This is a genomic window from Saprospira grandis str. Lewin, from assembly GCF_000250635.1.
Taxonomy (GTDB): Bacteria; Bacteroidota; Bacteroidia; order Chitinophagales; family Saprospiraceae; genus Saprospira; species Saprospira grandis.
In genome coordinates, this window is the sequence record NC_016940.1 from 4,308,876 (window position 1) to 4,334,186 (window position 25,311).

20 protein-coding genes are annotated in these 25,311 nt (G+C 46.3%); 9 read left to right on the forward strand and 11 right to left on the reverse strand.

The genetic code is table 11. The features are described from left to right. Positions 1–59 precede the first annotated feature (59 nt). Positions 60–1,760 (reverse strand): S41 family peptidase, encoded by a 1,701-nt coding sequence (locus SGRA_RS19085; protein WP_245538598.1) that lies wholly within the window; start codon positions 1,758–1,760, stop codon positions 60–62. A gap of 161 nt (positions 1,761–1,921) precedes the next feature. On the opposite strand from SGRA_RS19085, the gene SGRA_RS19090 reads away from it, so the two are divergent. Continuing rightward, positions 1,922–2,767, forward strand: a complete 846-nt coding sequence (locus tag SGRA_RS19090; protein ID WP_015694478.1) for an N-acetylglucosamine kinase — start codon at positions 1,922–1,924, stop codon at positions 2,765–2,767. A gap of 10 nt (positions 2,768–2,777) precedes the next feature. Further along, entirely contained in the window at positions 2,778–3,260 is a 483-nt protein-coding gene (locus SGRA_RS19095; RefSeq protein WP_015694479.1) for an Lrp/AsnC ligand binding domain-containing protein, read from the forward strand. Here the strand turns inward: SGRA_RS19095 and SGRA_RS19100 are convergent. Both SGRA_RS19100 and SGRA_RS19105 read right to left on the reverse strand, forming a co-directional pair. Then, positions 3,257–3,748 carry an acyl-CoA thioesterase gene (locus SGRA_RS19100; RefSeq protein WP_015694480.1) on the reverse strand — a complete coding sequence of 164 codons (492 nt, stop codon included), beginning with the start codon at positions 3,746–3,748 and terminating at the stop codon, positions 3,257–3,259. The two genes, SGRA_RS19095 and SGRA_RS19100, sit on opposite strands and share 4 nt — an antisense overlap. A 193-nt stretch (positions 3,749–3,941) precedes the next feature. Continuing rightward, entirely contained in the window at positions 3,942–4,439 is a 498-nt protein-coding gene (locus tag SGRA_RS19105; RefSeq protein WP_015694481.1) for a hypothetical protein, read from the reverse strand. Positions 4,440–4,879: 440 nt separating this feature from the next. Here SGRA_RS19105 and SGRA_RS19110 point away from each other — a divergent pair, with 440 nt between their 5' ends. The 3 genes from SGRA_RS19110 (at position 4,880) to SGRA_RS19120 (ending at position 7,016) form a co-directional block, all read left to right on the forward strand. Beyond that, a complete protein-coding gene (locus tag SGRA_RS19110) occupies positions 4,880–5,638 on the forward strand; it encodes an MbnP family protein (RefSeq protein ID WP_015694483.1) in 759 nt (252 codons plus the stop codon). A 96-nt stretch (positions 5,639–5,734) separates the two neighbouring features. Further along, positions 5,735–6,019, forward strand: coding sequence for a hypothetical protein (locus SGRA_RS19115; RefSeq protein ID WP_015694484.1), 285 nt, complete (start codon positions 5,735–5,737; stop codon positions 6,017–6,019). A 4-nt stretch (positions 6,020–6,023) separates the two neighbouring features. Then, a complete protein-coding gene (locus SGRA_RS19120) occupies positions 6,024–7,016 on the forward strand; it encodes a cytochrome-c peroxidase (RefSeq protein ID WP_015694485.1) in 993 nt (330 codons plus the stop codon). A 44-nt stretch (positions 7,017–7,060) separates the two neighbouring features. On the opposite strand, the gene SGRA_RS19125 is transcribed toward SGRA_RS19120, so the two are convergent. Together SGRA_RS19125 and SGRA_RS19130 are read right to left on the reverse strand one after the other, a co-directional pair. Beyond that, on the reverse strand, positions 7,061–7,852 hold the full coding sequence (locus tag SGRA_RS19125; protein ID WP_015694486.1) for a hypothetical protein: 792 nt from the start codon (positions 7,850–7,852) through the stop codon (positions 7,061–7,063). After that, the gene (locus SGRA_RS19130; RefSeq protein WP_015694487.1) at positions 7,852–10,131 is read right to left on the reverse strand and encodes an ATP-dependent helicase; all 2,280 of its coding nucleotides are present in this window, start codon (positions 10,129–10,131) and stop codon (positions 7,852–7,854) included. The genes SGRA_RS19125 and SGRA_RS19130 overlap by 1 nt, the downstream gene beginning before the upstream one ends. A gap of 522 nt (positions 10,132–10,653) precedes the next feature. On the opposite strand from SGRA_RS19130, the gene SGRA_RS19140 reads away from it, so the two are divergent. Next, positions 10,654–11,277 carry a hypothetical protein gene (locus SGRA_RS19140; RefSeq protein ID WP_015694489.1) on the forward strand — a complete coding sequence of 208 codons (624 nt, stop codon included), beginning with the start codon at positions 10,654–10,656 and terminating at the stop codon, positions 11,275–11,277. 21 nt (positions 11,278–11,298) lie between these two features. Then, complete coding sequence (locus SGRA_RS19145; protein ID WP_245538599.1) at positions 11,299–11,634, forward strand: hypothetical protein; 336 nt, start codon at positions 11,299–11,301, stop codon at positions 11,632–11,634. 413 nt (positions 11,635–12,047) lie between these two features. Here the strand turns inward: SGRA_RS19145 and SGRA_RS19155 are convergent, their stop codons facing one another. Then, positions 12,048–13,538, reverse strand: a complete 1,491-nt coding sequence (locus tag SGRA_RS19155; protein WP_015694492.1) for a hypothetical protein — start codon at positions 13,536–13,538, stop codon at positions 12,048–12,050. A gap of 146 nt (positions 13,539–13,684) precedes the next feature. Between SGRA_RS19155 and SGRA_RS19160 the strand changes: the two genes are divergently transcribed. Together SGRA_RS19160 and SGRA_RS19165 are read left to right on the forward strand one after the other, a co-directional pair. Beyond that, positions 13,685–16,942 carry a CHAT domain-containing protein gene (locus SGRA_RS19160; protein WP_015694494.1) on the forward strand — a complete coding sequence of 1,086 codons (3,258 nt, stop codon included), beginning with the start codon at positions 13,685–13,687 and terminating at the stop codon, positions 16,940–16,942. A 357-nt stretch (positions 16,943–17,299) separates the two neighbouring features. Beyond that, positions 17,300–18,076, forward strand: a complete 777-nt coding sequence (locus SGRA_RS19165) for a DUF4846 domain-containing protein (protein ID WP_041330007.1) — start codon at positions 17,300–17,302, stop codon at positions 18,074–18,076. 241 nt (positions 18,077–18,317) lie between these two features. Here SGRA_RS19165 and SGRA_RS19170 read toward each other — a convergent pair whose 3' ends face one another. The 5 genes from SGRA_RS19170 to SGRA_RS19200 all read right to left on the reverse strand — a co-directional run bounded on the left by SGRA_RS19170 (position 18,318) and on the right by SGRA_RS19200 (position 25,262). Beyond that, positions 18,318–21,818, reverse strand: a complete 3,501-nt coding sequence (locus SGRA_RS19170; RefSeq protein ID WP_015694496.1) for a CUB domain-containing protein — start codon at positions 21,816–21,818, stop codon at positions 18,318–18,320. 28 nt (positions 21,819–21,846) lie between these two features. Beyond that, entirely contained in the window at positions 21,847–22,245 is a 399-nt protein-coding gene (locus SGRA_RS19175; RefSeq protein WP_015694497.1) for a hypothetical protein, read from the reverse strand. 287 nt (positions 22,246–22,532) lie between these two features. Further along, entirely contained in the window at positions 22,533–23,198 is a 666-nt protein-coding gene (locus SGRA_RS19180; RefSeq protein WP_015694498.1) for a peroxiredoxin, read from the reverse strand. 97 nt (positions 23,199–23,295) lie between these two features. Further along, a complete protein-coding gene (locus tag SGRA_RS19185; protein WP_015694499.1) occupies positions 23,296–24,066 on the reverse strand; it encodes a cyclase family protein in 771 nt (256 codons plus the stop codon). A gap of 587 nt (positions 24,067–24,653) precedes the next feature. After that, positions 24,654–25,262: a hypothetical protein gene (locus tag SGRA_RS19200; protein ID WP_015694502.1), complete on the reverse strand. Its 609-nt coding sequence runs from the start codon at positions 25,260–25,262 to the stop codon at positions 24,654–24,656. Positions 25,263–25,311 lie beyond the last annotated feature (49 nt).

Here is a 25,311-nt window from a genome sequence, read left to right on the forward strand (position 1 = left end):
ATTGAATAATATTTGATTGGAGAGGGCAAAGATAGAAAAGATGTGCTAAAAATTGCCCTTTATTCTGTTTTCAAACCCTTAACGGCAGCTTGGAGCATGGGGTCTTCTTTGGCCATAGCCTTATAAAAATAGGCTTCGCCAAAGAGTTGTTCGGCCAAATAGCCTTTGATATAGCGCTTGAGGCTGCTTTGGCTTTTTTGCCAGGCGGCGGCATCAAATTGCAACTCTTTTTGCTCCGTTAGATACTGCTGAAAAGCCTGCATAAGCTCTTCGGAAGGCTGATAATTTTTGAGGAAATCCTCTGCTTTTTGGCCCTCAAAAGTTTGGAATCGCTGATCGAGGTAGCGATAGACAAAGGCGGGCAAATTGAAGCGGGCATTCACATAAAAATCATTGCGGTTAAGGCTATCGAGGGGCACAAAAATATCGGGGATGATTCCGCCACCGCCATAAACCAAGCGGCCACCCGTTGTTTTATAGACCGTAGAGTCTAGCACTTTAATACTATCTTTTTCATAAAGTTCACCAGATTTTAGGCGGCTTTCAAAATCTTGATCGTAACCTGCTTCATCGCCTTTTTTGTAGGGGCGTTGAATCAGGCGGCCCGAGGGCGTATAATAGCGAGCGACCGTAAGGCGGAGAGCAGATTCATCGCTCAGGCCGTATTGTTCTTGGACCAAACCCTTACCAAAAGAGCGGCGGCCCACAATAATGCCGCGGTCGTTATCTTGGATAGCGCCCGCCATAATTTCTGAGGCGGAGGCAGAGCCTTCATCGATCAAAACGGCAACTCGGCCCACCTTAAAAAAGCTGCGGCCAGTAGATTTATATTCTTTGCGTTTGTAGCTACGGCCCTCGGTATAGACCAAAAGCCGTTTGTCCTTAAACAATTGATTGAGGATTTCGGTAGCTTCCTTGAGGTAGCCGCCTGGGTTTTGGCGCAGATCAATAACTAGATCTTCCATCCCTTCTTCCTCTACCAAAGGCTCTAGGGCCTCCATAAACTCCTTATAGGTTTTGCTGCTAAAGCGGCTAATTTTGATGTAGCCCGTTTTATCGTCCCACATAAAACCGGCATCGACACTTTTAACGGGAATCTCACCTCTTTTGATGGCAATATTTAGGGGGCTGCTTTGTCCTCTTCTCAAGACGCTAATATTTACAGTAGAGCCGGCTGGACCTTTAAGGCGCTTGACAATTTCCTCATTGTCCAATTTTTGGCCTGCAAAAAGGCTATCATTTACTCTCAGGAACTTATCGCCTACTTTTAGGCCGGCCTGATCGGCGGGGCCATCTTTTAGAACCGTTGTAATAGAAACCGTATCATCGAGCAAGAAAAACTCTACGCCAATGCCTTCAAAGTTGCCTTCTAGAGATTCGTTGACGGCCTGTAGTTTTTGGCTGGGAATATAATTAGAGTGAGGATCGAGCTGGTCCAAAATCGCTTTAATGGCGGCATCTTCTAGCTCGCCCAATTCTACGCCCTCCAAATAGCGGGCATCGACAAAGCGGAGCACCTCTTCTACCTTACCATTAAAGCGGCTAATATCGCCCGAATGAGGGCTATCGGCATCAAACTGATAGCTTGGGCGACTGGGTTGGCGCAAAAGCAGGCCCATAAACAGCCCCAAAGCCAGGGAAATACCAATGAGGGCAGGCAGCCAGATTTGAACCTTTTGTAGAAAAGAAAGAGGACCGTTGGAAGGAGCGTGCTGAGACATAAATGATTTGAGATGAGGGTGGAAAACTAGTTGGGCCAAAGTTGGGGACCATTTTAGAGAACAAGTAGAACTAAAAACAGTTCTTTGGCAACCAAAGCACAAAGAAAATGAAAAAAGCCCTATTTTTTTATGCTAAAATTTATAATTTCGACGGCTTTTCCCCTTTTCCCATTCAAAAACAGCCTTAACCCCTTGAGCCTATGCAGATAATAGCCGATAGTGGATCGACAAAAACAGATTGGTATTTTTTGGCCCAAGATGGCCAGTATAAACAGATGCAGGGCATGGGCATGAACCCCGTTAGTTATAGCCAAGCCCAACTAGAACAAAGCCTAGCGCCCATTGTTTTGGCTCAAAAAGGCCAGCCCATCTCTGCCATTCATTTTTATGGGGCGGGTTGCAGAGCCCATGAAGCCGCTAATAAAATGCAAAAAATTCTGGGGCAGGCTTTTCCACAAGCCAAAGAAATAGAAGTAAAATCAGACCTTTGGGCCACAATTAGAGCCTTCAATAAGCCGCCAAAGGTTGGTTTTTATTGTATTTTAGGCACCGGCAGCAATGCCTGCTTTTTTGATGGCGAAACCATCCAACAACTGCGGCCCTCTTTGGGCTATTTGTTGGGGGATGAAGGCAGCGCTAATGCCCTAGGGAAACAGCTCATTAAAGACTACTTTTATAAAAAGATGCCCGCTGATTTGGCCCAAGCCTTTGCGCAGGACTTCCCCCTGCTTCAGGCGCCCAACTTTATTGCCCAACTCTATGCGCAAGAGCGACCCAATGCCTTTTTGGGGCAGTTTTCTCGATTCTTATCTTCCTATAGAGAGAATATTTATGTAGAAAAGACCTTAAATTCTCATTTTTCGGACTTTATCTGCCAGCAGCTACTTATATTTGAGGCCGCAAAAAACGCCCCCCTCTATTTTACAGGCAGTATTGCCGCGGTTTTTGCAGAGGAACTGCAAGCAGCCCTTGCTGCTGCCCAATTATCCAAAGCCAGCATATTAGCCAATCCACTACCTCAACTTCTCCATTATCATTTGACCTAAAGTACTACAGATGCAGGGAAAGAAAGAAAACATTGATGAAACGGACCGAAAGATCCTCAACATTTTACTCAAAGACGCCAATACTTCTTATGTAGATATTGCCAAGCGGATACATGTATCTCCGGGCACCGTTCATGTTCGCATGAAGCGCCTGGTCCGTATTGGATTGGTCAAAAAGGCTTTTTTAAATGTAGACTACAATAAATTGGGCTACGATATTTGTGCTTTCTTAGGCATTCATCTAGAAAACAGCTCTTTTTATAGCCAGGTGATTGATGCCCTCTACCATATCCCCGAGGTGGTCAATGCGCATTACACTACAGGAAATTATAGCATTTTTGTTCGCATTATCTGTAGAGATACTGAGCATTTGCGAGAGGTCTTACACGAAAAGATTCAGGAAATAGACGGGGTGCAACGCACCGAAACCTTTATTTCCTTAGAAGAGAGCATCCATCGCACCATTTCCCTAGAAAGCAGGGAGGAGGTTTAGGCTCCGGTTTGTTCTTTTACATAGGGCGACATTTCTTCCTGAATGCGCTGTCTATGTTCCATAAGGCGCTTGGCATAGTCCTCAAGCGCCTTATCTTTTTCTGTTTTGGGGGTCCATTTGGGCACCGCTACGGTTTTGCCATTTTCGTCTACGGCCACAAAAATAATAATACAATGCGTAGTCTTTTTCCAGTCGCCCTCTCGCAGGTCTCTAGAATAGACATCTACGGCAATATGCATAGAGCTACTGCCCGTATAAATTACCTTGGCCTCTAGACGGACCCTTTGCCCAATCTGAATGGGCCGATAAAACTGAATCCCCCCCACATAGACGGTTACACAATAATGCCCGCTCCAACTAGCGGCACAGGCATAACTCACTTGGTCAATCCATTTCATGACGGCACCACCATGCACCTTGCCTCCAAAATTTACATCGGTAGGTTCGGCCAAAAAAGTAAAGGTGGTTTTTCTTTCGTTTGTTGGCATATTTTTCTGTTCTAAAGATAATTTGGGGCTGCCCCTCGCCTATCGGCTCGGGTCGGGCTGTGTCGCAGCTCGCAGGTCTGCTCGGCCCTGCGGGCTTTTTCGCTGCGCTTCAAAAGCCCTGGGTCTGGCCCTTTGGGCCACTGCTGTCCATCCCTCAGCCGAATAGCGCCTGGCTGTTGGGCCAAAAAGTTAATTAATTGAGCTCGCTCCATTCGGTCCCCGGAATCTCTCCGGCAAAAACAAGGCGGTTTTCATGCAACCAAGCCCGAACTTTAAAGCCTTGGCGAGAATCAAAAAGCCATTCGCTGCCGTTATTACTATTGGGTTGGCCCAAAAGGCGCTCGGCTTCTTCTTTCATATAGTTTTTGTCTTGGTACTCGACCAAAATTTCATAGAGCGGCTGCGGCGAATCGCTATCAATATAATAAAAGACTCTTTTGATGCTATCTCGGCCAATTTCTTCATAAAACTCTTTGCGGAAAGAAAGGGCATCTTGCACATAATTGATCGGCGCCATTTTGGGCCGTTTAGTCTGCAATTCTTGCAAGCTCATATTGAGCACAATATTGCCCAGCTCGGCAGGCAGATAAAAATTGGGCCTTTTTTGCTCTACTGTGACCGGCTGGGGCTTTTTGCAAGCCGTAAGGCTAAAGAGCAGAAAGAGAAAGAAAAAAAGGCTGATATTTCGCATAACTGGCAGGTTTTATATAACAAATGTCACTAATAAGAAAATTGAAAAAAACTATCTTTATTGAGAGCAAAAAAAGATTGTGAAATGCTTATTCCACCGACTATATTTGCCCTTGTCAGGGGCCGAAAGATAGGGAATTTTGTCCATTGTTTCACAAGATAAAATAAAAGCTCAGACAAGAAGCGCTATCCCAAAGCCCAGCCGCAAATGCCCCGAAGGCGCAAAACGGCCCAGCGCTGCGCAGCCGTGGCCCGAAGGGCCAGACCCAGTTTTTTTGAGCAAAGCGAAAAAAAACGCAGGGCCGAGCAGACCTGCGAGCGGCGAAGCATAGCGGCGGCCGACCTAGGCGAAGCCTAGCCGGCCGCGGGCCCAAAAAAAAGAAAATTATGGTTCTTCTATAAAAGCACCTACATTTAATCACTTACTTAATTTATCGACTTATGTTTAATCTACTATCTAAATTTAGCCTAGCAATTGCTGCTTTTGCCTTGGTTTTTTCTATGGGATCTTGTAAAAAAGATGAAGAGGATACGGCCACAGATACAGACCTCAGCATGCATTTGCACTACAAAGTAGGTACAGAAGACTTTGCCTACGACCAAGTATATACCATTGATGGTGTAGCCGTGAAGTTCACTTTGGCCCAGTTCTATGTTTCTGGAATCAATATTATGAATGATGATGGCGAGATGCACAGCTTTGATGATCTTTTCCTTTTGGCCAAGCCCAGCCAGATGGACTATGCCCTAGGAACTGTACCCGCTAGCTTTGGCGACCATCTACACATGCTCAACTTTAATGTTGGGGTAGACTCTGTAACCAACAGCCAAACTGAGGCTGATTTTACTAGCCGTGACGCCAATGATCCTTTGGCTGCGCAAAACCCAGGAATGCACTGGAGCTGGAACTCTGGGTACATCTTTGTTAAAATTGAAGGCGAAGTGGACACAGATGGTGACGGTACTCCTGATACCGCTGCTAACTGGCATATTGGTAAAAATAGCTTGCTCCGTGAGGTTTCTTTGATGGCTCATCAGGATATGGAAGACGAAACCGCTACCGTTGAGGTAGAGTTGGATTTGGCTACCGTATTGACCAATACAGACCTAGCTAATGACTACAGCACACACACCATGAACAACATGCCTTTGGCTACTAAAGTGGCTGACAACATGGTTACCGCCTTTGGTGTAGAATAATTGGATGCTATTCGTTTGATGATAGACTGAGGTTGTACTTTAGTCATCTGGCCAGAGCGGGCGTTGGCCTGTTCTGGCTTTTTTAATTTTAGAACTATGACCTATTTATTGTTAGCACTTTTTGCTGTTGCCCTTTATGCGGGAACGGCTATTGGAACAAAGATTTTATTTTTGCTTTTAGAGAAAGAAGCCCCCTTGCCGGCCAGTTCTTTTTGGCTGATTCATTTCTTGATGCTCGCCTTTTCTTCTTGGGCTATTTATGCCGTCAATAGTGGGCAATCTTATGAATTGGCCCTAGGATTTTTGGGCCTCTCTATAGCGGTTTTTATGGGCCAACTGCTCAAAATTCGCCAAATTTTACTTCAACTGGCTAAAAAATAAGCCTATGCGATACCTCCCCCTCTTATTCCTGAGCCTACTGCTGCTGAGCAGCTGCCAAAAAGAAGAAAAAAGCTATGCCCTAGATCTGCCGCCCGGTTTTCCAGAGGTAGATCTGCCTGAGGATAATCTGCCCACCCCCTTGAGGGTAGAATTGGGCAAGCGGCTATTTTTTGACCCCATTTTGTCTAGAGATTCTAGCATTTCTTGTGGCTCTTGCCACTTTAGAAGATTGGGCTTTGCCGACGATAAGGTAATTTCGCCAGGTATAGAGGGGCGCTTGGGCTTTCGCAATGCGCCTATTTTGACCAACCTCATTTATCGAGAAAACTTTTTCTTTGATGGGGGTGTCCCCAACCTAGAGCTACAAGTGGTGGCCCCTGTAGAAGATGAAAACGAGATGGATTTTCATTTGGGAGGCGTAGTGGAGCGGCTCGCTCGACATCCTGAATATGCCGCACTTTTAGAAAAGGCTTATCCAGGCAAACCCCTTACTTTTGCCTTTACCCGTGCTATTGCCAGCTACGAAAGGACATTACTCACTGGCCAATCTGCCTTTGATCGCTACTATTATCAGGGCGATAGCAATGCCTTGGACAGCCAAGAAAAAAGAGGTTGGCAGCTTTTTCAGGACAAAGGCTGTAGAGACTGCCATAGCGGCCCCAACTTCTCCAATGAAGAATTTATCAATATTGGCCTTTATGCCGATTATGACTACAATGGGGACTCCGGCCGCCGAAGAGTGACCGCCTTAGATAGCGATATTGGCAAATTTAAGGTCCCTAGTCTTCGCAATATTGCCCTTACGGCCCCCTATATGCACGATGGCAGCATGCAAAGCCTTGAGGAAGTGGTGGATTTCTTTGCCTCTGGCGGAGAAGCCCACTTTAATAAAAGTCCCCAAATGCAGGCCTTTGCGCTATCGGCCCAAGAAAAAGCCGATTTAATCGCCTTTTTGGAAAGCTTGACCGATTGGGAGTTTGTGCAGGGAACAGACTAAAAGAAAAAGGGCCGAAAACCTATGGTTTTCGGCCCTTTGCTTATTTAAATCTTTAGATCTTGCTCTCTGAGCACATAGCTAATTTTGCCCTTTTCCTCATCGATATCCAAGAAAAAGACGCCCTTATCATAAAGTTCATCTAGGCGGTCTTGGGCTTCGTCTAAACTGCTTTTGGTAGTTAAGCAAAGCTGGCTGGCAGTTAATTTTCCGCCATGCTCTACCGCCAGCTTAAGCAAGCTGGCATCATCTAGTTCTATGCGTTCTGCTTCTACCTCTTTGGCCAATTTAAAATTGCCTTTTAGCTCTTGCTCCTTAAAGGTATAATAGCGCTGAAAATGGCCATCATAATAGCTTTTTAGAAAGTCTGCTTTTAGCCATTCTTTAAGCAACTTGCGGGCTTCATAGAGCTCGAGATCAAAAACCCAAACCAATTCGGCCACATTGATTTCTCGGCCAGTGTGCAAGGGCCGAAAAGCCTCTAACAACTCCTTAGGCGATTTATTGGCCGTAGATAAGGGGCGGTCCAACTGCGGCAAATTGGCCTTCAATTGATACAAGACCTTATCCGAGCCATCATAAAGGCTCCGAAAAGCGGATAGGTTCATCCAGGCTTGCATGCGCAAACTCAAGTCCGCAGAGGTCAGAGAGGACATCGTTTGAAGCTGAGGAATGCTCAATACATAATTGTTCATGGCAAAAGCCGCTAGCAACTCTCTATCCGACAATTTACTGAGCGATCGCTTTCTTGTGCGATTATAATAGCGCAGTAAAATATGAATGGAGAAAAAAGTAGTGACTACCATGACGGTAATTAAAATGACGGCTAGTCTTCCCATTAGTCTATAATCATAAGTTTGGCGTATTTAAGCATAATGCGCTTTTCGCCAATTCGTTCACCAAATAAGATCGTGGCCACTTTTTTGTCGCCTCCATCTACTGCTATAATTTTGCCCTTGCCAAAGCGCTCATGCATGACTTTTACACCAGGAAGAAGCTTTTGTACTGGGCTGGGCCGAAAATCTTTGATTTTCGGCAGTTCGCTCTTGCGCAATTGTCGACCAGAATTGGCCATTGGGCGGCTATTTTGATAGCGCTTCACCCCCGAAACCGTAGCCCGATTCCCCATCGGTTGGGCCAAAGCTAAACAAGAAGGCGAAATCTCCTCCAAAAAGCGGCTAGAATTATTATACTGCATTTTCCCAAAACGGTAGCGACTAGAGGCATAAGATAGCGTCAGGTACTGCTCTGCCCGAGTAATGGCCACATAAAATAAGCGGCGCTCTTCATCGGTGGCCGAGCGGCTATCTTTGGCCTTAAGGGCCATGGTAGAGGGAAACAAATTCTCTTCTAGACCTACAATAAATACAGCGGGAAACTCTAGTCCCTTAGCGGCATGTACGGACATCAACTTGACGCGATCGTTTTCATTGGCATCATTGTCAAAATCAGTAATTAGGGCAATATTTTGTAGGTAGCTGGTCAAACTTTTGTCCAATACATCATCAAGCAGCTCATCCACCTCATCCTCTTCTACAAAAGACTTGATGCCGTCTAAAAGCTCCTGAACATTATCTACCCGAGCTTTTCCTTCTGCCGTTTTATCCTTTTTGAGCTGATCGTTAATGCCGGTCATCCGCACCACTCTTTTGGCCAACTCATAGGCATCATCATCTTTGGCCCAACGCTGAAAGGTTTCGATCATGGCCACAAATTCTACCATAGAGCGGCCAGCACGGCCCCCAACGCCTAACTGAGGCGCCGCCTTCAAAGCCTCCCAAAGGCCCAAACCTCTTTCGGCCGCAGCATTTCGGAGTTTGGTCAAACTCGTATCGCCAATACCTCTTGTTGGATAATTGACAATTCTGGCCAAAGCTTCCTCATCCTTGGGGTTAATGATGGTCCGCAAATAAGAAAGGGTATCCTTCACCTCCTTGCGCTCATAAAACGACATGCCTCCATAGACCTTATAGGCCAAACGCTTGTTTTTCAGGGCTTCTTCAAACACCCTCGACTGTGCATTAACCCGATACAAAATCGCAAAGTCTTCATTCTTCAGATGCAGACGATTTTTCATCTCCACAATAGATTCGGCCACCAAACGCGCCTCTTCCTTATCCGTTACGGCCCGCATCACCTTAATCTGCTCACCCGTTCCCTTATCCGTAAAAATTTTCTTCCGAATCTGCTTGCTGTTATAGGCAATCACATCATTGGCCGCCTGCACAATATAGTTGGTCGAGCGGTAGTTTTGCTCCAACTTATAGACGACTAGTTCGGGATAATCTCGCTCAAAATCCAAAATGTTCTGAATGGTCGCTCCCCGAAAAGCATAAATCGACTGCGCATCATCGCCTACCACACAAATATTTCTGGGACTGCCCGGATAATTCACCAGCAACTGGATAATCCCATACTGCAAAGAGTTGGTATCCTGAAACTCATCCACCAAAACGTATTTAAACTTTTTGCGGTATTTTTCTACCACATTGTCGGGGTTCAAGTCCAACAATCGGTGCATCTGATACAATAAATCATCAAAATCCATGGCGCCAGATTGGGCGCATTTCTTTACATAAAGGTCATAGATTTTATAGACATAAGGCATTTTGGCCGACTTATCCTGCATGATTCTGTCTGGATCGGTCGCATAAGCCTGTGGCGAAACCAATTGGTTTTTAGCCATAGAAATCCGACTATATACTTTATTGGCCGCATATACTTTGGGGTCCAATCCCTGGGCCTTAATAATAGCCGTAATGGCACTTTTGGCATCCGAAGCGTCATAAATCGAAAAATTGGAGGGAAAACCAATTTTCTCGGCCTCCGAACGCAGAATCCGAGCAAAAATCGAGTGGAACGTCCCGGCCCAAATCTGATTGGCCTTATCTCCCACTACTCCAGCAATCCGCTCTTTCATTTCTCGCGCCGCCTTATTGGTAAAGGTCAGGGCCAAAATTTCCCAAGGCGGAATCCCCGTTTTAACCAAATGCGCAATGCGATAGGTCAATACCCGCGTTTTTCCCGAGCCCGGGCCAGCAATCACTAGCAAAGGGCCGTTAATATGCGTGACCGCCTTATATTGTATATCGTTTAATCCTGATAAATAATCACTCATTTTTTTCTTTCTTCTCGGTTTGCAAAAACAATCTGCTCCTCAAATGTCTGTTATTTTTTGGGGCGTTACTCCTTTCAGTCGTCGAACCGCGGCTTGCAGCCTTGTTGTCTGCCTGCGGCAGGCGGTTACTCCCTTTGGTCGTCGAAGACGGTCTAAAGACCTTGTTGTCGTTGCGCAGCTCTCTGCTGTTTTGGGGCCTCCGCCTCGCTTCGCTCGCCGGCGCTACGTTTCGCAGCTCGCTATTCGCTCGGCCCTTCAGCCCTTTGGGCTTCGGTCTGGCCTAACGGCCACTGCTGCACATCGCTAGGCCTGCGGCTCGCTGCGCTCGCCTGTCCGCCGCAATTGGTCCAAGCCTTGATAGAGATGAACCATCAAGGGCTAAAACTGTTTGCATAGACAGAATCAGCGCAAAGCTGGCCCAAAATTACGACCAATCCAATAAAAAAGCGACCCTAAAGGAAGCTACTTCCAAAAAAAAATATGGATCGCCTCATTCAAAAAAACTAGGATTTGCCAATATATATGAGTTTATGGAAACAAATCAAGGGGCTTTTTGCAGAAAATAAACAGCAACAGCCTGAAACTAATGCCAATAGCGAAGAAAAGCTTATTCGGCATGAACCCCTAGACCGAAAAGAAAACTTTTTGGCCTACTTCCAAAAATGGCTAGCCTCTAATACCAAAGAGCAAATGCTCGATTGGCTCTATGCCCAATATCAGGACCACTGCTGCTGCGGCCAAGCCGAAGCAGCCATCCACTTTATGATTATCCCTTCTGTTAGCGGCTTTGTCATCCACTTTGATGAGGCCCGCTGGCGCCCTATGGACTTTGAATGCCTTTTTGATTTTTTTAAGCAGCAGTTTAAACAAGCCGGCTACCGCCTACAACTAGCCGAGCTCAAAGTAACAGAAAAAGACGGTTTGCAGGAAGAAATTGCCCGCTACTACCTCAAGCCCCCCAGAGAATTCGGTCTAGCCTACGGAGAACAAATGGACCAAATTTTTGGCAATATTATGCTTACCCTGACCAAAGTTAATGAACAAATGATTAACTTAAAGCTGAGCGCCACCTCTTATAATGATCACTTATATAAAGCCCCCAAAGACTTCTCGGCGCTGATGCAAGACATTTGTGAGGCTTATTAACTACCCTTTAACCCTTTTTAGATGTTATCTAAACTTATGTTTCCGCTGCTATTCCTTAGCTTCCTTTTAGTGACCGCTTGTAGCAGCTTTGAGAAAGAACAGCTGATTGGCAGCTGGCAAAATGAATTGATCTTTGTTAAGTTTGAGGCCAATGACAGCATGCAGCTAAAACTTGGCGGCGACAATGTTCAAAAAGGAACTTACCACATTTTTGGCAATACCATTGAATTGATCAACCCAGAAGGGAAGGTCAGCCTTAATATGTCGGTAGTCAAAATTGAAAATGATAGCCTTTATATCAATATGATGAAAACGGGCAGCGACAATATCAAAGCCTTGGCTAGAGTGAAAGAGTAAGCCTAGCTTGGCCCCCAAGCAAGCAGCCCCCTGAGCAATCGCTCAGGGGGCTGCTCTTTTATTGGCCCTTTAGGGCCAGGGCGCAAATGGCCACAACAAGGCTTTTAGGCCGTCTTCGACGACCAAAGGGAGTAACCGATGTGGAGGGGCAAACTTGCGGCGGACAGGCGAGCGCAGCGAGCCGCAGGCCTAGCGATGTGCAGCAGTGCGGCAAAGCCGCAGACCCAGGCCGTCAGGCCGCAGGGCCGAGCGAACAGCGAGCTGCGAAACGTAGCGCCCGCCAAAGGCGGGAGGCCCCAAAACAGCAGCGAGCTGCAAAACGACAACAAGAACTTTAGTTCGCAGTTCGACGACCAAAGGAAGTAACCGCCGCAAGGCCGCAGGCCGCAGCGGAGGCCCCAAGTCCTAAACAACTAAGGATTCAATAAAATAAAATCTTTGCCAGATTTGCGGAAGCGTTGTGGACCAATTTCTAGGATTTCGCCCTCTTGCATATCGCCCAAATTTAGGTACTCGCCCTCTAGGGTATAGATGGAGCCGCCGGTTCGGCTAGCGATGCGAATATAATCTACGCCCACCTGGCCCTCCTTACCGGTTTCGCAGATGAGGACGTCAATCTTTTTGCCCATTTTTTCGATTTTTCGGAGCAGCGGCATATCCCGTACTCGGGCAAAATTATCGGCAATGAGGAGCACGCCCGTACAGTCGGGGTAGCGGCCCAAACCAGCCAATACAGCCTCCAAATCATTCTCGGAAGGTCGGCCACCACGGCCTGCCTTCATGGCCGAAAAAGCCACCTCCTTGATACGGTCGGGAGAAGGCGAGCCCACAAAATAGGTTCCGCCAGAGCGGCCCAGCATACCATCGGGATGATCGTCGCCATCATTGAAAAAGAGGTACTTTTTGGTACTATCCATTTTGGCCTGCGACTGAATAAAGATCAGGGTTTGCGTGATATAAGGGTACATACTGCCCGTTACATCTTGGACAATCAGGTGGCCTGACCAATCCTCGGCTTTTTCAGTGAGGTACTTATAAACCACCGTATCGCTATCGAGTTGTTCTAGGGCCTCAGAAATAGAGGCGGCAGAGGGCGGCTCTCGGTAAGCGACCTTTCTTTCCGTTAGTTTTACCTCCTTGACCTTTTTGGTGACATACTGTTTTGGGCGTTTTTTTCCAAACAGGCCCTTTTTCTTCTTATAGCGTTTGCCGTTTTTGCGTTTTTTGGGATTACTATGTAAATATTTACCGGTCCAAGTTCGCTTTTCCACCCATTCGATCGTAGAATCTTGGACCGTTTTATAGGCCGTTTTGCCTAAAGCCGCATCCATCGTTCGTTCAATAAAGGCAATTTCTTCTTCTGGGGGCAAAAGGCGGCTGCTGGGACGATCTACCCGAACATCATCTACCGTTCGCAGGATGCTGCCATCTTCGGCAGTGAGGCGATGCGGTTTGAGATAAATGACGAAGCCGTGAAAATAAGTGCGGGCCGTGGCATAATCGATGGCGCCATCTTGGGCCACCAATCGCCATTCAATGAGGTTAGATTTGAAGGCTTGTGGAAAAAACCAATGCAGCATTTCGTAGCGGTCCTCATTCAACTTCACCTGATCGAAGCTTTTGTCTTGTCGAAAAACGGTATAGACCAAATCAATGCGCTCCACAATAGTGTCTGTCAGGCTGTTAATCAGCGCCTTATCTTCTGGCGTAAAGATAAAGCGGGCATAGCGCATCGGAAAATAGAGAATGTAGGGACTTTGGCGGCTGGTATCAAACTGCGCAATGAGCTCCTCGGGCTCTTCGGCCAGCATTCTGGGCGTAACGACTAAGGTATCTTCACTGGCCATCTTTTGGGCCGAAAGCGGCAGGGCCAGCAACAATAGAAAAAATAAATAGTAAGGCATAAAACTCTTTTAGGTGATTTGCCCAAAGATACTATTTTTAGTTTTGGCCCTCGAATAGATCGGCTAAAGGAGGGAAATAATCGGCTAGAGTTGGCCGTAAATCCTGGAATAGCTTGTACCTTTGTGCAGACAAAACAAACAAACTCATGAAATTCTTATTGCCCCTCCTTTTCTTTCTCCCCTTATGCCTATTTGCCCAAATCTCGGAACAATCCTTTGAGAAGATGGCGGATAAAGGCGAATATGAAGCTATGGTCCAATTGGCCCAAGAGCAGCTCAAGATGAGCCATATTTCTCCCCAAGACAAAGCTCGTTTGCAGTTCTTTTTAGCTTGGGGCTTAGATGAAGGCCCAGGGGATGATAGTCTGGCCCTAAGCCAGTACTTAGCCGCCGAAAACTGGCAAAAAAATGCCCCTCAGGCCCTAAAAGAATATGCCGAAACCTTAGGGTTGTTGGGCTTTTTTTACAGCCAAAAACGCTCAGATTTTGAGCAGGCCCTTATTCGCTTTGAGGCCTTAGAGCAAGCTTATAATCGCCTAGGCGAAGCCGACAGCCTAAAAGTAGATAATGAGATCAACCTGGCCTATTCGCTGCGGATGCTCGAAAGAATGCAAGAGGCCGAGCAGCGCTATAAGAACTTGGCCCAGCGGCTGCTCAAGCAGCCCAAAGCGGCTCATCAAGACTTGGTTCGGGTCTATAAAGAATTGGCCAATTTGGCCCTAGAACAAGACCAGGTGGATCAGGCCCTTCAGCTTTTTCAGCAAGCGCTGCAGCTAGCCAAAGAAAACTTTGGTCCAGAAAGTAAGGCCTATGCCAGTCAGCTCAATAGCTTAGCTACTTACTATTATCGCCTGAGTTTTTATGAAGAAGCAGAACCCCTTCTCTTAGAGGCGCTTAAAATTTATAAAACCCAAAACATTCAGGATAAAAAATATGCTGCCGCCTTGGGCAATTTGGGCGCACTCTATATCGAGCTCGACCGCCTACATGATGCCCTGCCCCTTATGCAAGAAGCCGCCGAGATGGAAAAAGCACTTTTGGGAGAAGATAATCTGGATTATGCCACTAGTTTAAATAATATGGGGGCCGTTTATATGCGTTTAGGCGAATTTGAGAAAAGTCTGGCCGCGGTAAAACAATCGGTAGCCATCATCAAAAAAGCCAAAGGCAGCAGCCATGGCAGCTATGTAAACAACCTATCCAATCTGGCCTATGTATATACTGTAGCAGAAAAATATGAGTTGGCCGATGCCGCTTATCGGGAGGTTTTGGCTTGGGTTCGGCAGCATAGAGGCGAAAAAAGCCTGACCTATGCCCGCATCTTATATGATTATGCCATCTTATGGGAAAAAAAGGGCGATATGGAAAAAGCCATTGCCCTCAATAGAGAAATCTTAAGCATTCAACAGGCTATTTTGGGCCCCGACAACCCCAAACTGCTCCGCAGCAAAAACAGTTTGGCCATCTACCTCTTTGCCAACGAGCAAGATGAAGAAGCCTTGGACTATATTGACCAAGTGGTTCGACATTGCACCAATAAAAATGTGGGCCTGGCCGCCGAAGAACAATGGCAGCAGCAAGTTTTGGAGCATGCGCCCGTACAAAATACCGACTTACTCAAGAGTTTGGGGCTCTATTATGACTATTTGCAACGCAAGCAGCCTCAAGACTATAAAAACCGCCTAGAGCAAATAGAGCAAACGGCTATTTCGCTGCTAGAGAATGAGCGAAAAAACATGAGTGCCGAAGCCGATAAATTGCGCAGTTTGCAAGCGCAGCAAAAGTGGGTCCTCTTGGCTAGCAAGCAGGCCATGCAAGAGAAGAATTATCTTCGGGCCTTTAGTTTTTCTGACTTTAATAAAACGGTTTTGCTGCGCCAGCATTTGGCCCAAAAAGCAGGGCGCAGCCTCAGCAAACTGCCTAAAGAATGGCAAGAAAAACAGGCCAAGCTGATTGACAACTGGAAAGAGCTGCGGATTGCGGCCCAAAAAACAGCCGAACAATCGGAAAAAGATAGTTTGTTGCGGGCGGCCAATACGGCCAAACTCAAAATTGATGAACTGCGTCTAGAATTGGCTCAAAAATATCCTCAACTGGCCCAATTGGAAGAGATAAAACCCCTAGATATTCAGGCTTTGCAAAAGGAGCTCCGAGCCAATGAAGCCCTGATTAACTATATGGTAACACCCGAAAAAATCTATGCTTTTCTGCTGCCCAAGGAGGGCGAATTGATTGCCAAAGAGCTCCCTATTCAGTTAGAAGACTTAAATAAAAGCATCAATGATTTTAGAAAAAGCTTGAGTGACTACCCCTTTATTCAATCTGACTCCTTAAAGGCCCGAACGCTCTATCTTCAAGAGGGGCAACTGCTTTATCAGCAGCTATTGGCGCCTATTTTGGGCGAGCAAAAGCAGTTCGATCAACTGCTGATTATTCCAGATGCTGCCTTGGCCCATATCCCTTTTGAGGCCCTGCTCAGGGCAGCGCCCCAGGACAATAGCTCCTATGCCGAGCTGCCTTATTTGGTGAAAGATTACGCCATTTACTACAATTATTCCTTGGCCCTTTGGCAGGAAAACAAGCAACAACAGCCCAAAAATAACGGGCAGTTTTTGGGCTTTGCGGCTAGCTATGAGGGGCAGGCTGGAGCAACTTCCGCTTTGCGCTCTATGCAAGAGCAGCGGCTACGCTCGCATCTGAGTCCCTTGCCCGCAGCTCGCCAAGAAATTGACTTTTTGGCCCAGGAGTTTTCTGGACAATTCTTCTACGATAGCTTGGCCAATGAGGCTAATTTTAAGCGTTTGGCCCCCAATTTTTCGGTCATCCACTTGGCCATGCACGGCCTGCTTCGTCCTCGGCAGCCGCTGCTCTCGGCCTTGGCCTTTAGTGAAAATAACGATAGTGTAGAAAACAACTTTTTAGAGGCCCATGAAATTGCCAAACTAGATCTCAACAGCGATTTATTGGTCCTTTCTGCCTGCGAAACGGGGCTCGGAAAGTTTGAGCAGGGCAATGGCGTAGCCTCTTTGGCCCGTTCTTTTATGTATGCCAAAGTGCCCGCCCTGCTGGTCTCTCTTTGGCAGGTCAATGATGTGAGCACCGCCTATTTGATGCAAGCCTATTATAAAAACTTGGCCGAGGGGCAGAGCAAATCTAAGGCCTTGCAGGCGGCCAAACTTCAGTACTTATCTAATGCCGAGGGAATTGCTCAGCATCCTGCTTTTTGGGCTGCATTTATCCAGTTGGGGGCCGATCATCCCATAAAACTATCGCCTGGTTTCTGGTCCTCCAAACTGATGTTATTGGCTACTGTTTTTGCCAGCGGCTTGTCTATTCTCATTTTGCTTTACATCATTTTGCGCTGGAAGAAAAAGGACCAAAAGGCGGGTTTATATCAGAAGTAAGGGGATTTTTTGGGGCTGCCCCTCGCCTATCGGCTCGGGTCGCTATGCTTCGCGGCTCGCAGGTCTGCTCGGCCCTGCGGGCTGCGCTTTGCTTGCCCTGGGTCTGGCCTTCGGCCACCGCTGCGCAGCGCTCATCCGCTCCACTTTATTCCTTGCTCTAGGCTTTCGGCTTCGGCCCTTTATCTATAAATTCTTTGCTTTATGAAAAAACCATTTGCCCTACTTTTAGCGGGACTTCTTTTTGGGGCCTGCCAAGATATGCCCAAAGTTGAGGCTTTGCAGCAAGAAGCGGCCCAAGAAAAAGGCCAGCAAAGGGCGGTTGCTGTAGTGAATCAAGCGCCAACTAAAAAAGACAGCATGCAGTTTCCTTGGTTGGAGCAAGCTATTTTTGCCGAGCGCATAGAAGATGCTATGGCTCCGCCAGCGGGCTATCATTGGCAGGCGGCCAAGGCGGGTAGTTTTGGGGCTTGGTTGGCCAAGCTTCCCTTATATCCTGAGGGCCATAAGGTCCATTTGTACAATGGAGCCCAAAAGCCCTATCAGGCGGGGGCGGCTAGGGTCATCCAAATAGATGTGGGCCAATCGGACTTGCAGCAATGCGCCGATGCCATCATGCGGCTCTATGCCGAATATGCCTATGCCCAAAAAGACTATGAGGGCATTTTCTTCAACTTCACTTCTGGAGACCGCGTTGGTTTTTCGGATTGGGCCAAGGGCAAAAAGCCGATTGTCAAAGGCAATCGGGTTTATTTTTCGGCGGCCAAAGGGGCGGCAGATTATAGTTATGGCAACTTTCGGAGCTATTTGAAGCGGATATTTATGTTTGCGGGCACGGCTTCTTTGGCCGCCGAGCTGCCCAAAAAGCCCTTGGCCCAATTGGAGGCTGGCGATTTATTTTTGCAGGGGGGATTTCCGGGGCATGCCGTTTTGGTGATGGGCGTAGCGAAAAACAAAGCAGGCAAAAAGCAATTTTTATTGGCCCAAAGCTATATGCCGGCTCAAGAAATTCATTTGTTGCGCAACTTGCAAGCTGGGGGAAGTCCATGGTTTTCTTTGGCGGAAGATGAAATTTTGTACACCCCAGAATGGAACTTCCCTGTTGGGAGTTTGCATAGCTTTTTGGGTAGAAAATAGGGCCAAAATGGCGGGCAAAGCCCGCCTGGCCGAAGGCCAAACGGCCTAGCGATGTGCAGGGGTGGCCGCAGGCCAGACCGAGCCGCTGAAAGCGGCGAAGGGCCGAGCAGACCTGCGAGCCCCGAAACGTAGCGCCCGCCGAAGGCGGGAGGCCCCAAAACAGCGGAACAACTTTCAGTATAAAAAAACTGCTCTTCCCCAAGATGGAGAAGAGCAGTTATCATTTAAATTCTAATTGTTACTAGTCAATTTGAATTTTGTCGGTATAGCTGCGGGCAGACTCGAGGTGCTGGGCACGGATCAAGTAATTGCCTGCGGGTAGATTTTCGGGTAGATTGATTTGCAATTGGTTTTGTCCGCTTTGGATTTGGACCAATTGGCTAAAAATCTTTTTACCGAGCAGATCAAAGAGTTGGATGTCCACGGTTTCCTGCATATTGCCCTCCACTTGGTAGAAGAGTTCAGATTGGGTAGGATTGGGGAAGAAACTAGCTGCTAGTTGATCGGGGCGAGCGAAATTGAGGGCAAGGACCTCAGAAAGTTCGCTTTCGCCATTAGCGAGGAAGCTTCTTACTCTATAGTAATTCATTCCCGTTAGGGGAGCGACATCATCGGCGGTATAATCTAGTTCGCTAGCAGAAGGGCCTTGAGCGGCGACCTCTAGCATATCGCTAAAGTTGATTCCATCGGCAGAGCGTTCTACCACATAATGCGTCACTTCTGCTTCTTGGGCTACCCCCCAGTAGATGCGGTGAATTTGGCCAACTGCAGCTGCGCGGAGATAGCTCCAGTCGGTATTGAGTAGGGGGTCTGGAATTAGGATAATTGCGCCAGATCCACCAGAGAAACCGGGGATTCCTGTCCATTCTGAGTAATTCACACCATTAGTGGTTGCTCCAACTGTTCCGCTATAATGTGTATCATCATAGGTAGGGGCCAGATAATTGCTGCCTGAATTTTTGAACCAGTAGAAGCCATTGGGCGTAGCATACTTGTAGGTATAAGCACAAGCGGGATAGCTAGCGATCCAGTTTGCGGCAGCCATTTCGATAGCGGCTTTTTCTGCGGGTTCATAGTAGAAGCGCACTTCATATCCGCCGATGGGTGCACCTCCACCAAAGTCGAGGTTCCAGCTACGTTCCATTTCGAAGCGTTCTTCTCCGGGGTTGCCAGCGGTAGCACAATCAGCTGCGGTAGCTGGGCCTTGAGTTTGTTGGTAGTAAGCGCCATTATCATAAATAGTAGCGATAGGATAGCCAGCGGGGGCGCCGCTGAGGTCTCCACGTACGGAGAAAATAATCTCATTTCCGTTGTAGAAGTGGTGCCAGCCCATATTATCGGTACAATAAGTATTGCTAGAAGTACCATTGAGGGCATAGATATAATCCTTGGCCAAGATGGGTTGACTATCATCTGCGGTACTGTTACAGCTTCCTTCTCGGCGCACATAAACGGTAGATCCGCCCGAGGGGATAGTATAATTGATTGAGCTACCGATACCGAGGAGTGTTCCCGTACCGTTGGGGCCAGAATACCAGTAAATATCAGAGGCTGTACCTGCGGTTCCGCCGGCGGCAGAAAGGACAACATCTGTATTGGGGCAGAAGGTCCCTGTAATGGGGGCCATAGTAGGCGTAGTAGAGTTATAAGTCACATTTACTGTTTCTGCTGCTGTAGTTGTACAGCCGTTAGCATCAGTTACTGTCACATTATAAGTCGTGGTATTGAGTGGAGAAACGGTTTGGTTTGCGCCAGTGGGCAAGCCATTATCCCAGTCATAGGTAGTTCCACCAGTAGCCGTAAGGGTAGTATTATCTCCATCGCAGATATCGGTTGTTCCGCTAATGGCGCCAGTGGGTAATGCGTTAACCAATACACATTCGTCAATAGTATAGCTACAGCCAAAGTTATCGACGACCTCATAAGTATAGCATTGATTTCCTGCTGTGGCAGGCGTAACATCAGCGGTTGTGATAGAGGTTGAGCTTAGGTCGGCAGCAGCCTGCCAACCTTGGCTAGCGATAGTGGGCGTAAAGCTTCCAATAGCCTGAATAGAGGAGCCAAACTCCATCTGCCAGCTAAAGATATAGCCATCATCAGAACCGAGGTTATCTGTAATTTCAATGGTCCAATCTCCATTTAGGGGGCAGCCAACAAGGTCGGCAAAGCTACCAGCAGGGAGATAATCGCCAGCAGCGATTGTATTTCCGCCTTCTATAGGTGAAGTAATAGTAGGTCCATTGACTAAAAGGTCTGCAGCCGTATTGGTAAAGCAATAATCATAACCTACACCAGGTCCACTAGTTACGTCATCGTAAGGGTCTCCTAAGAAAGTACTACTACCACCAGGATAAGTGTGTAGATCCGTTGTTTGTCCATTGGGGCAGCGAATCGTCATTTGGAGGTCACCGAGATAGGAGTGTTCCATATTGACACAAATACTTTGGATATCTGTGGCAGCTGTAACCGTTGTAGCAGCGGGATAACAATCTACAGTTGTGGACGTAGAGTAAGACACTCCTGAGCCATCTGGTAAAAAGGTAGTTCCACTAACAGGAGGCGCACAGTTAAATACAAAAGTATTCATGGCCACTGTCGCATCTAGGGCAGAGCTCTCGCCCAAACAGAGGGGTTCTGGCGTGGCGGTAGTGGCTAATGTAGGAGTAGTAGAAACCTCTATTATTTGATCGAGTACATTATCATTGACACAGCCATCTGTATCTGTAATATCTAGATTGAGTTCATAGCTACCTTCTGTTGTATAAGTATAAGAAGCTGAAGTACCCGAGGCGGTTCCGCCGCCACCAAAAGTCCAATCATAAGTAGCACCTGCTCCAGAGTTAGAGAACGTTCCGCTACCCACTACAGAAAGCGTTTGGCCTTGACAAAGGCGGATAATGCCATCGGCATCTGCGGCAGGAGAAGTAGAGACAAGGACTGAATTGATCGTTTGGCAGCTATTTACACAGGTTACCGTAGCCTCCCAACCATCTCTAGTGACCGAACCATCAGAAGTAAATCGGAAAGTTAGACAGCCAGAAGTATTTGAAGGAGTAGCCGATACCAAGCCAGGGCCTGCGATATCGGTATAGGTACCTAGAGAAGGAGCTGCGGTAGAGTTACCGTCAAAAATTTCTAAGAAATCATAGCCATCTTCTAAGTTAAATGCCGTAAAATCGGCTTGAACCTTAGAATTAGCAGCATCTGGGCAGATGGTATACTCTAAGGTTTGGCTATTGCTATAGTTTCCAGATAATCCACCATCATCGGTAAAGGTGGCCGAACAAGTGGTTGTTCCGCCATTAGTCATCACAATTCCCCCTGCTAAATCGGGAACACAGGTAATAGATGCCTGCCAACCTGGATCAGTAAAAGAACCATCCGAGTCAAACTCAAAGGTCAAACAACCTGTAGTAGAAGTGACTGTCCCAGGGCTAGTTGTTCCCGTATAAGTTCCTAATAGTGTTCCTGAAGTAGAATTTCCATCATAGATATATAAATAGTCATAGTTATTCTCCAGCTCAAAGGAGCTGAAGCTAAGCTGAATCTCATCTGTACTGCCAGAGCAAATTGTAAATACACTATATTCACTATTCGAATAGTCGCTATTTTGTCCTGAATCATAAAAAGTACCCGAACAAGCCGTAATGCTCCCATTAGTCATGGTATAGGTCTGTGCATGACTATAAAAAGAGAGGCCCGAAAAAAAGGCGCTCAATATAAAGAGATAAAAATGTTTCATACCAATTAAGAGTTAAGTTAAAAAGGAGTTATTCTACGGGGAGGATGACAATCAAATAAGGCTCATTATCAAAACGATAGACCTTTTTTGTTTTGGGGAATAGCTCAATTCCGTATTTTAAAGGATTAAAAGTGAGCTGGTTAAATCTGATGTCTCTAGTCAGGCTGCGATTATTCTTATTGCGTAAAGACAGCTCTGATAGCTTTGGAAATTTTTCATCGGCCTCAATCGGATGATGCAGATACTCTACCCGATCTTGCAAGAGGTCTTGCAGCTTGGCATAAATGCCCGGATTTTGCTGTTGGTAGTTGGCCCCATAAACCGCTGCAATCTTGTCTGAGGGTTCAGTGGGTTGTAGTGTGGCCTGTGCGCTTAGGCTAAAAAAGCCTGCAAATACACATAAAATTAACGTAAGGGTAAATCTCATACCTTGTGATTTTGAGAAATGAAGTAATTCTAAAATTTTATTGCCTTATTCTAAAATTAGCAATTTTTTATTGTAACCAAAACACAATTCGGGACTTATAGTGTGTTAAACGTCTTTTAAGCTAATTTATACCCCTCAGCCCCTCTTTTTTTTCAGTTTTTTGCAAATCAGGCTTCTACGTATATAAAAAGGGCCCTTTCTCCGAAGAGAAAAGACCCAGAATCAACAACTGCTTGACAGAAATAAAAAACTAGAATAGTCTATTGCTAATTAAACTATAACAAGATCTATAGCGATTTTTTCGCCAAATAAAAGTCAATTTTTTCGCAAGAATCATCAGCCAAACGAGCATCCATTTGCTCCAATGTTTTGGGCGGAGGAACAATGACCTTATCTCCTTTACGCCAATCCAAAGGCATAGCTACTTTATGCTCATCAGATACTTGCAAGGCCTCTAGGGCACGCAAAATTTCATCCATATTACGGCCCACATTCAAGGGATAGTACATCACTAAACGCACTTTTTTGGCCGGATCAATAAAGAAGACCGCACGCACTGCAGCCGTATCACTTTCATTGGGCTGCAACATACCATATAGCTTAGATACTTTCATATCAATGTCGGCAATAATCGGAAAGTCCAAATAGACGCCCGTATTCTTACGTACATTGTTTACCCAAGCCAAATGCGCATGAATACTATCAATACTCAAGCCCATCAATTCGGTGTTTAGGGCCTCAAACTCGGCCTTACGCAAAGCAAAACCACTCATTTCAGTGGTACATACTGGCGTAAAGTCTGCAGGATGCGAGAACAATACGACCCATTTATCTTTTGCATAATCAGAAAAAGTAATAGTACCTGTAGTCGTTACCGCAGTAAAATCAGGGGCCTGATCACCAATTCGAGGCATGTTATATACCTCTACATTTTCTTCTTGTTGGTTGTCCATAGTTATTTGAATTTAATTTAGCTAATTGCTATTATTTGATGTCGATAAAGATATTACCATCCTTTTTCTATTTCTGTGACTCTCTTAACAAAGCGGCTTATTCTTCCAAAAAGGCCAGTACTCTAGCTGGCGCCGCCGATGCCCCAACTATCTTTAAGGGAAATACGGCTACCTCAAAGCCCGAATAAGGCAATGCACCCAAATTAACCAGCTGCTCCATATGCCAATATTCCTTTTCTTGGCCCACTAAATGCGCTTCCCAAAAAACAGTTGCATCATTGGCCGCTTTCGCCTGCCGAATCTGCTCGGGCAAGGGCGTATCCCAACCCCAAGCATCGATCCCCATCACTTTTACGCCTCGATCAATCAAATAGGCCGTGGCCTTTGCACTCATGCCCGTCCCCCGCTTATGAAAATCAGGCTGCCCATTATAACGATCAGCTCCTGTCCGAATCAAAACGATCATTCCCGCTTCTACGGCCAAGTTTTCTCGCTCCAAAAAAGCAGTGATATCTTCCTCTGTAATGGGGTCAAAATCTGCCTTATGCGACATATCGATGAGCAAACCTGGCCCCATACAATCCTCCAAATCAATTTCATCTATGGTTTTGGCCCGCTGCCCCCCTGTAGTCGGCGAGTAGTGCCAGGGCGCATCGATATGCGTCACTGCATGTACGCCCATACTAATATAATCATCGGCCCAACCCTCAAAGTTTTTTGGAAATAATCGAAACGGTAAGCCCAATAACCAGATCAACCATCGCGCCCGCCGATGCGGCTTATGCTTAATTTTTACCCGCATAAACCAGGGGTCCCGCTTGTTTTCTCGTATCGCCTTAGATAAGTCTACTATTTTTCGCTTTCTCATTTTTTCCGCTTTTAATTACTCCTATAGTTAGGGAAAAAATCAAGCTTTTCTAAACCTTCTTCCTTTTTTTCTTTCTTTTTGGGGCCTGCCGCCTTCGGCGGCCGGGCTGTGTCAGGGCTCGCAAGTCTGCTCGGCCCTTCGCAAAATTCGCTACGCTCATTTTGCTCGGTCTGCGGCTTCGCCGCCCCCTTTTCCATCCCTAGGCCGACGGGCCTTCGGCCAACCCTAGGGCCAAGGCCCTAGGCTATCGAAAAAATCGCCATCCCCTCATTCGAGGGGATTTTTCTTTGCGGTTGTGCTTGGACGGTTGTTGTTTTTCTTGGAGCGAACCTTTTCCGTTTTTAAGCAAAGAAGGGCTTTAGCCCGCTCTTTGCATAGACCCACAAGCATGGGCTTCAGCCCATGGCCCCAAAACTGCCCAGCTGCCGAAGAAAACCGCCCAAAGAAAAAAGACAGCTGAGCGGCCTAGCGATGGTAGGCAGTGCGGCAAAGCCGCAGACCAAGCAAAAACTTGTTTTTTGCGCAGGGCCGAGCGAACAGCGAGCTGCCGAACGTAGCGCCCGCCAAAGGCGGGAGGCCCCAAGAACTTACCTTTCCATAAGGAGCGAATCGACATTTAGGTCCAAAATTGAAGCTAAATCTTCCACCAAAAAGAAATCTTCATCATTATATTTTCTAGATATAAAATGATAACCTCCCTCCCTGTTAATCTCCAATAGCCAGTTTGCATTATCATCACGCATATATGGGTTATAATGAGCTAATATTGTCTTATCAAAAAAACTACTATCTACTTTATTTTTTTCTTGATAGCCATAGATAGAATTTAACAACTCTTCCCCTATAATTGTATCTACTTTTTTAGAAAACAAAGTATCTTCTATCCCTCTAGAGATAACTACTGTTTTTATTACAAAATCTCTATAAAGATCTAAGGTGTATACATAGCTTGGAGCCTCATAGCTTTGGCAAAGAGAAAGCCTTACTCCTGATTTATTAAGTGGCTCCAGTCCCTTATTTTTCAAGAATACACCTTTATACCAGTAAGTTGTCAGTTTATCCATTTCATTTTTAAACTTTTCAATCTCTAACGAATCTTCCGCCACAGGAGTATTTACTTTAGTTACAGTATTGCCTTCATAGTCACAACTATAACTTACAATAAAAAAAACAAAACCTAAAAAAATATACTTCATATATTTAATTCTTACGTCCTATATTATAAATACTCTGTGTTTTTTGCCT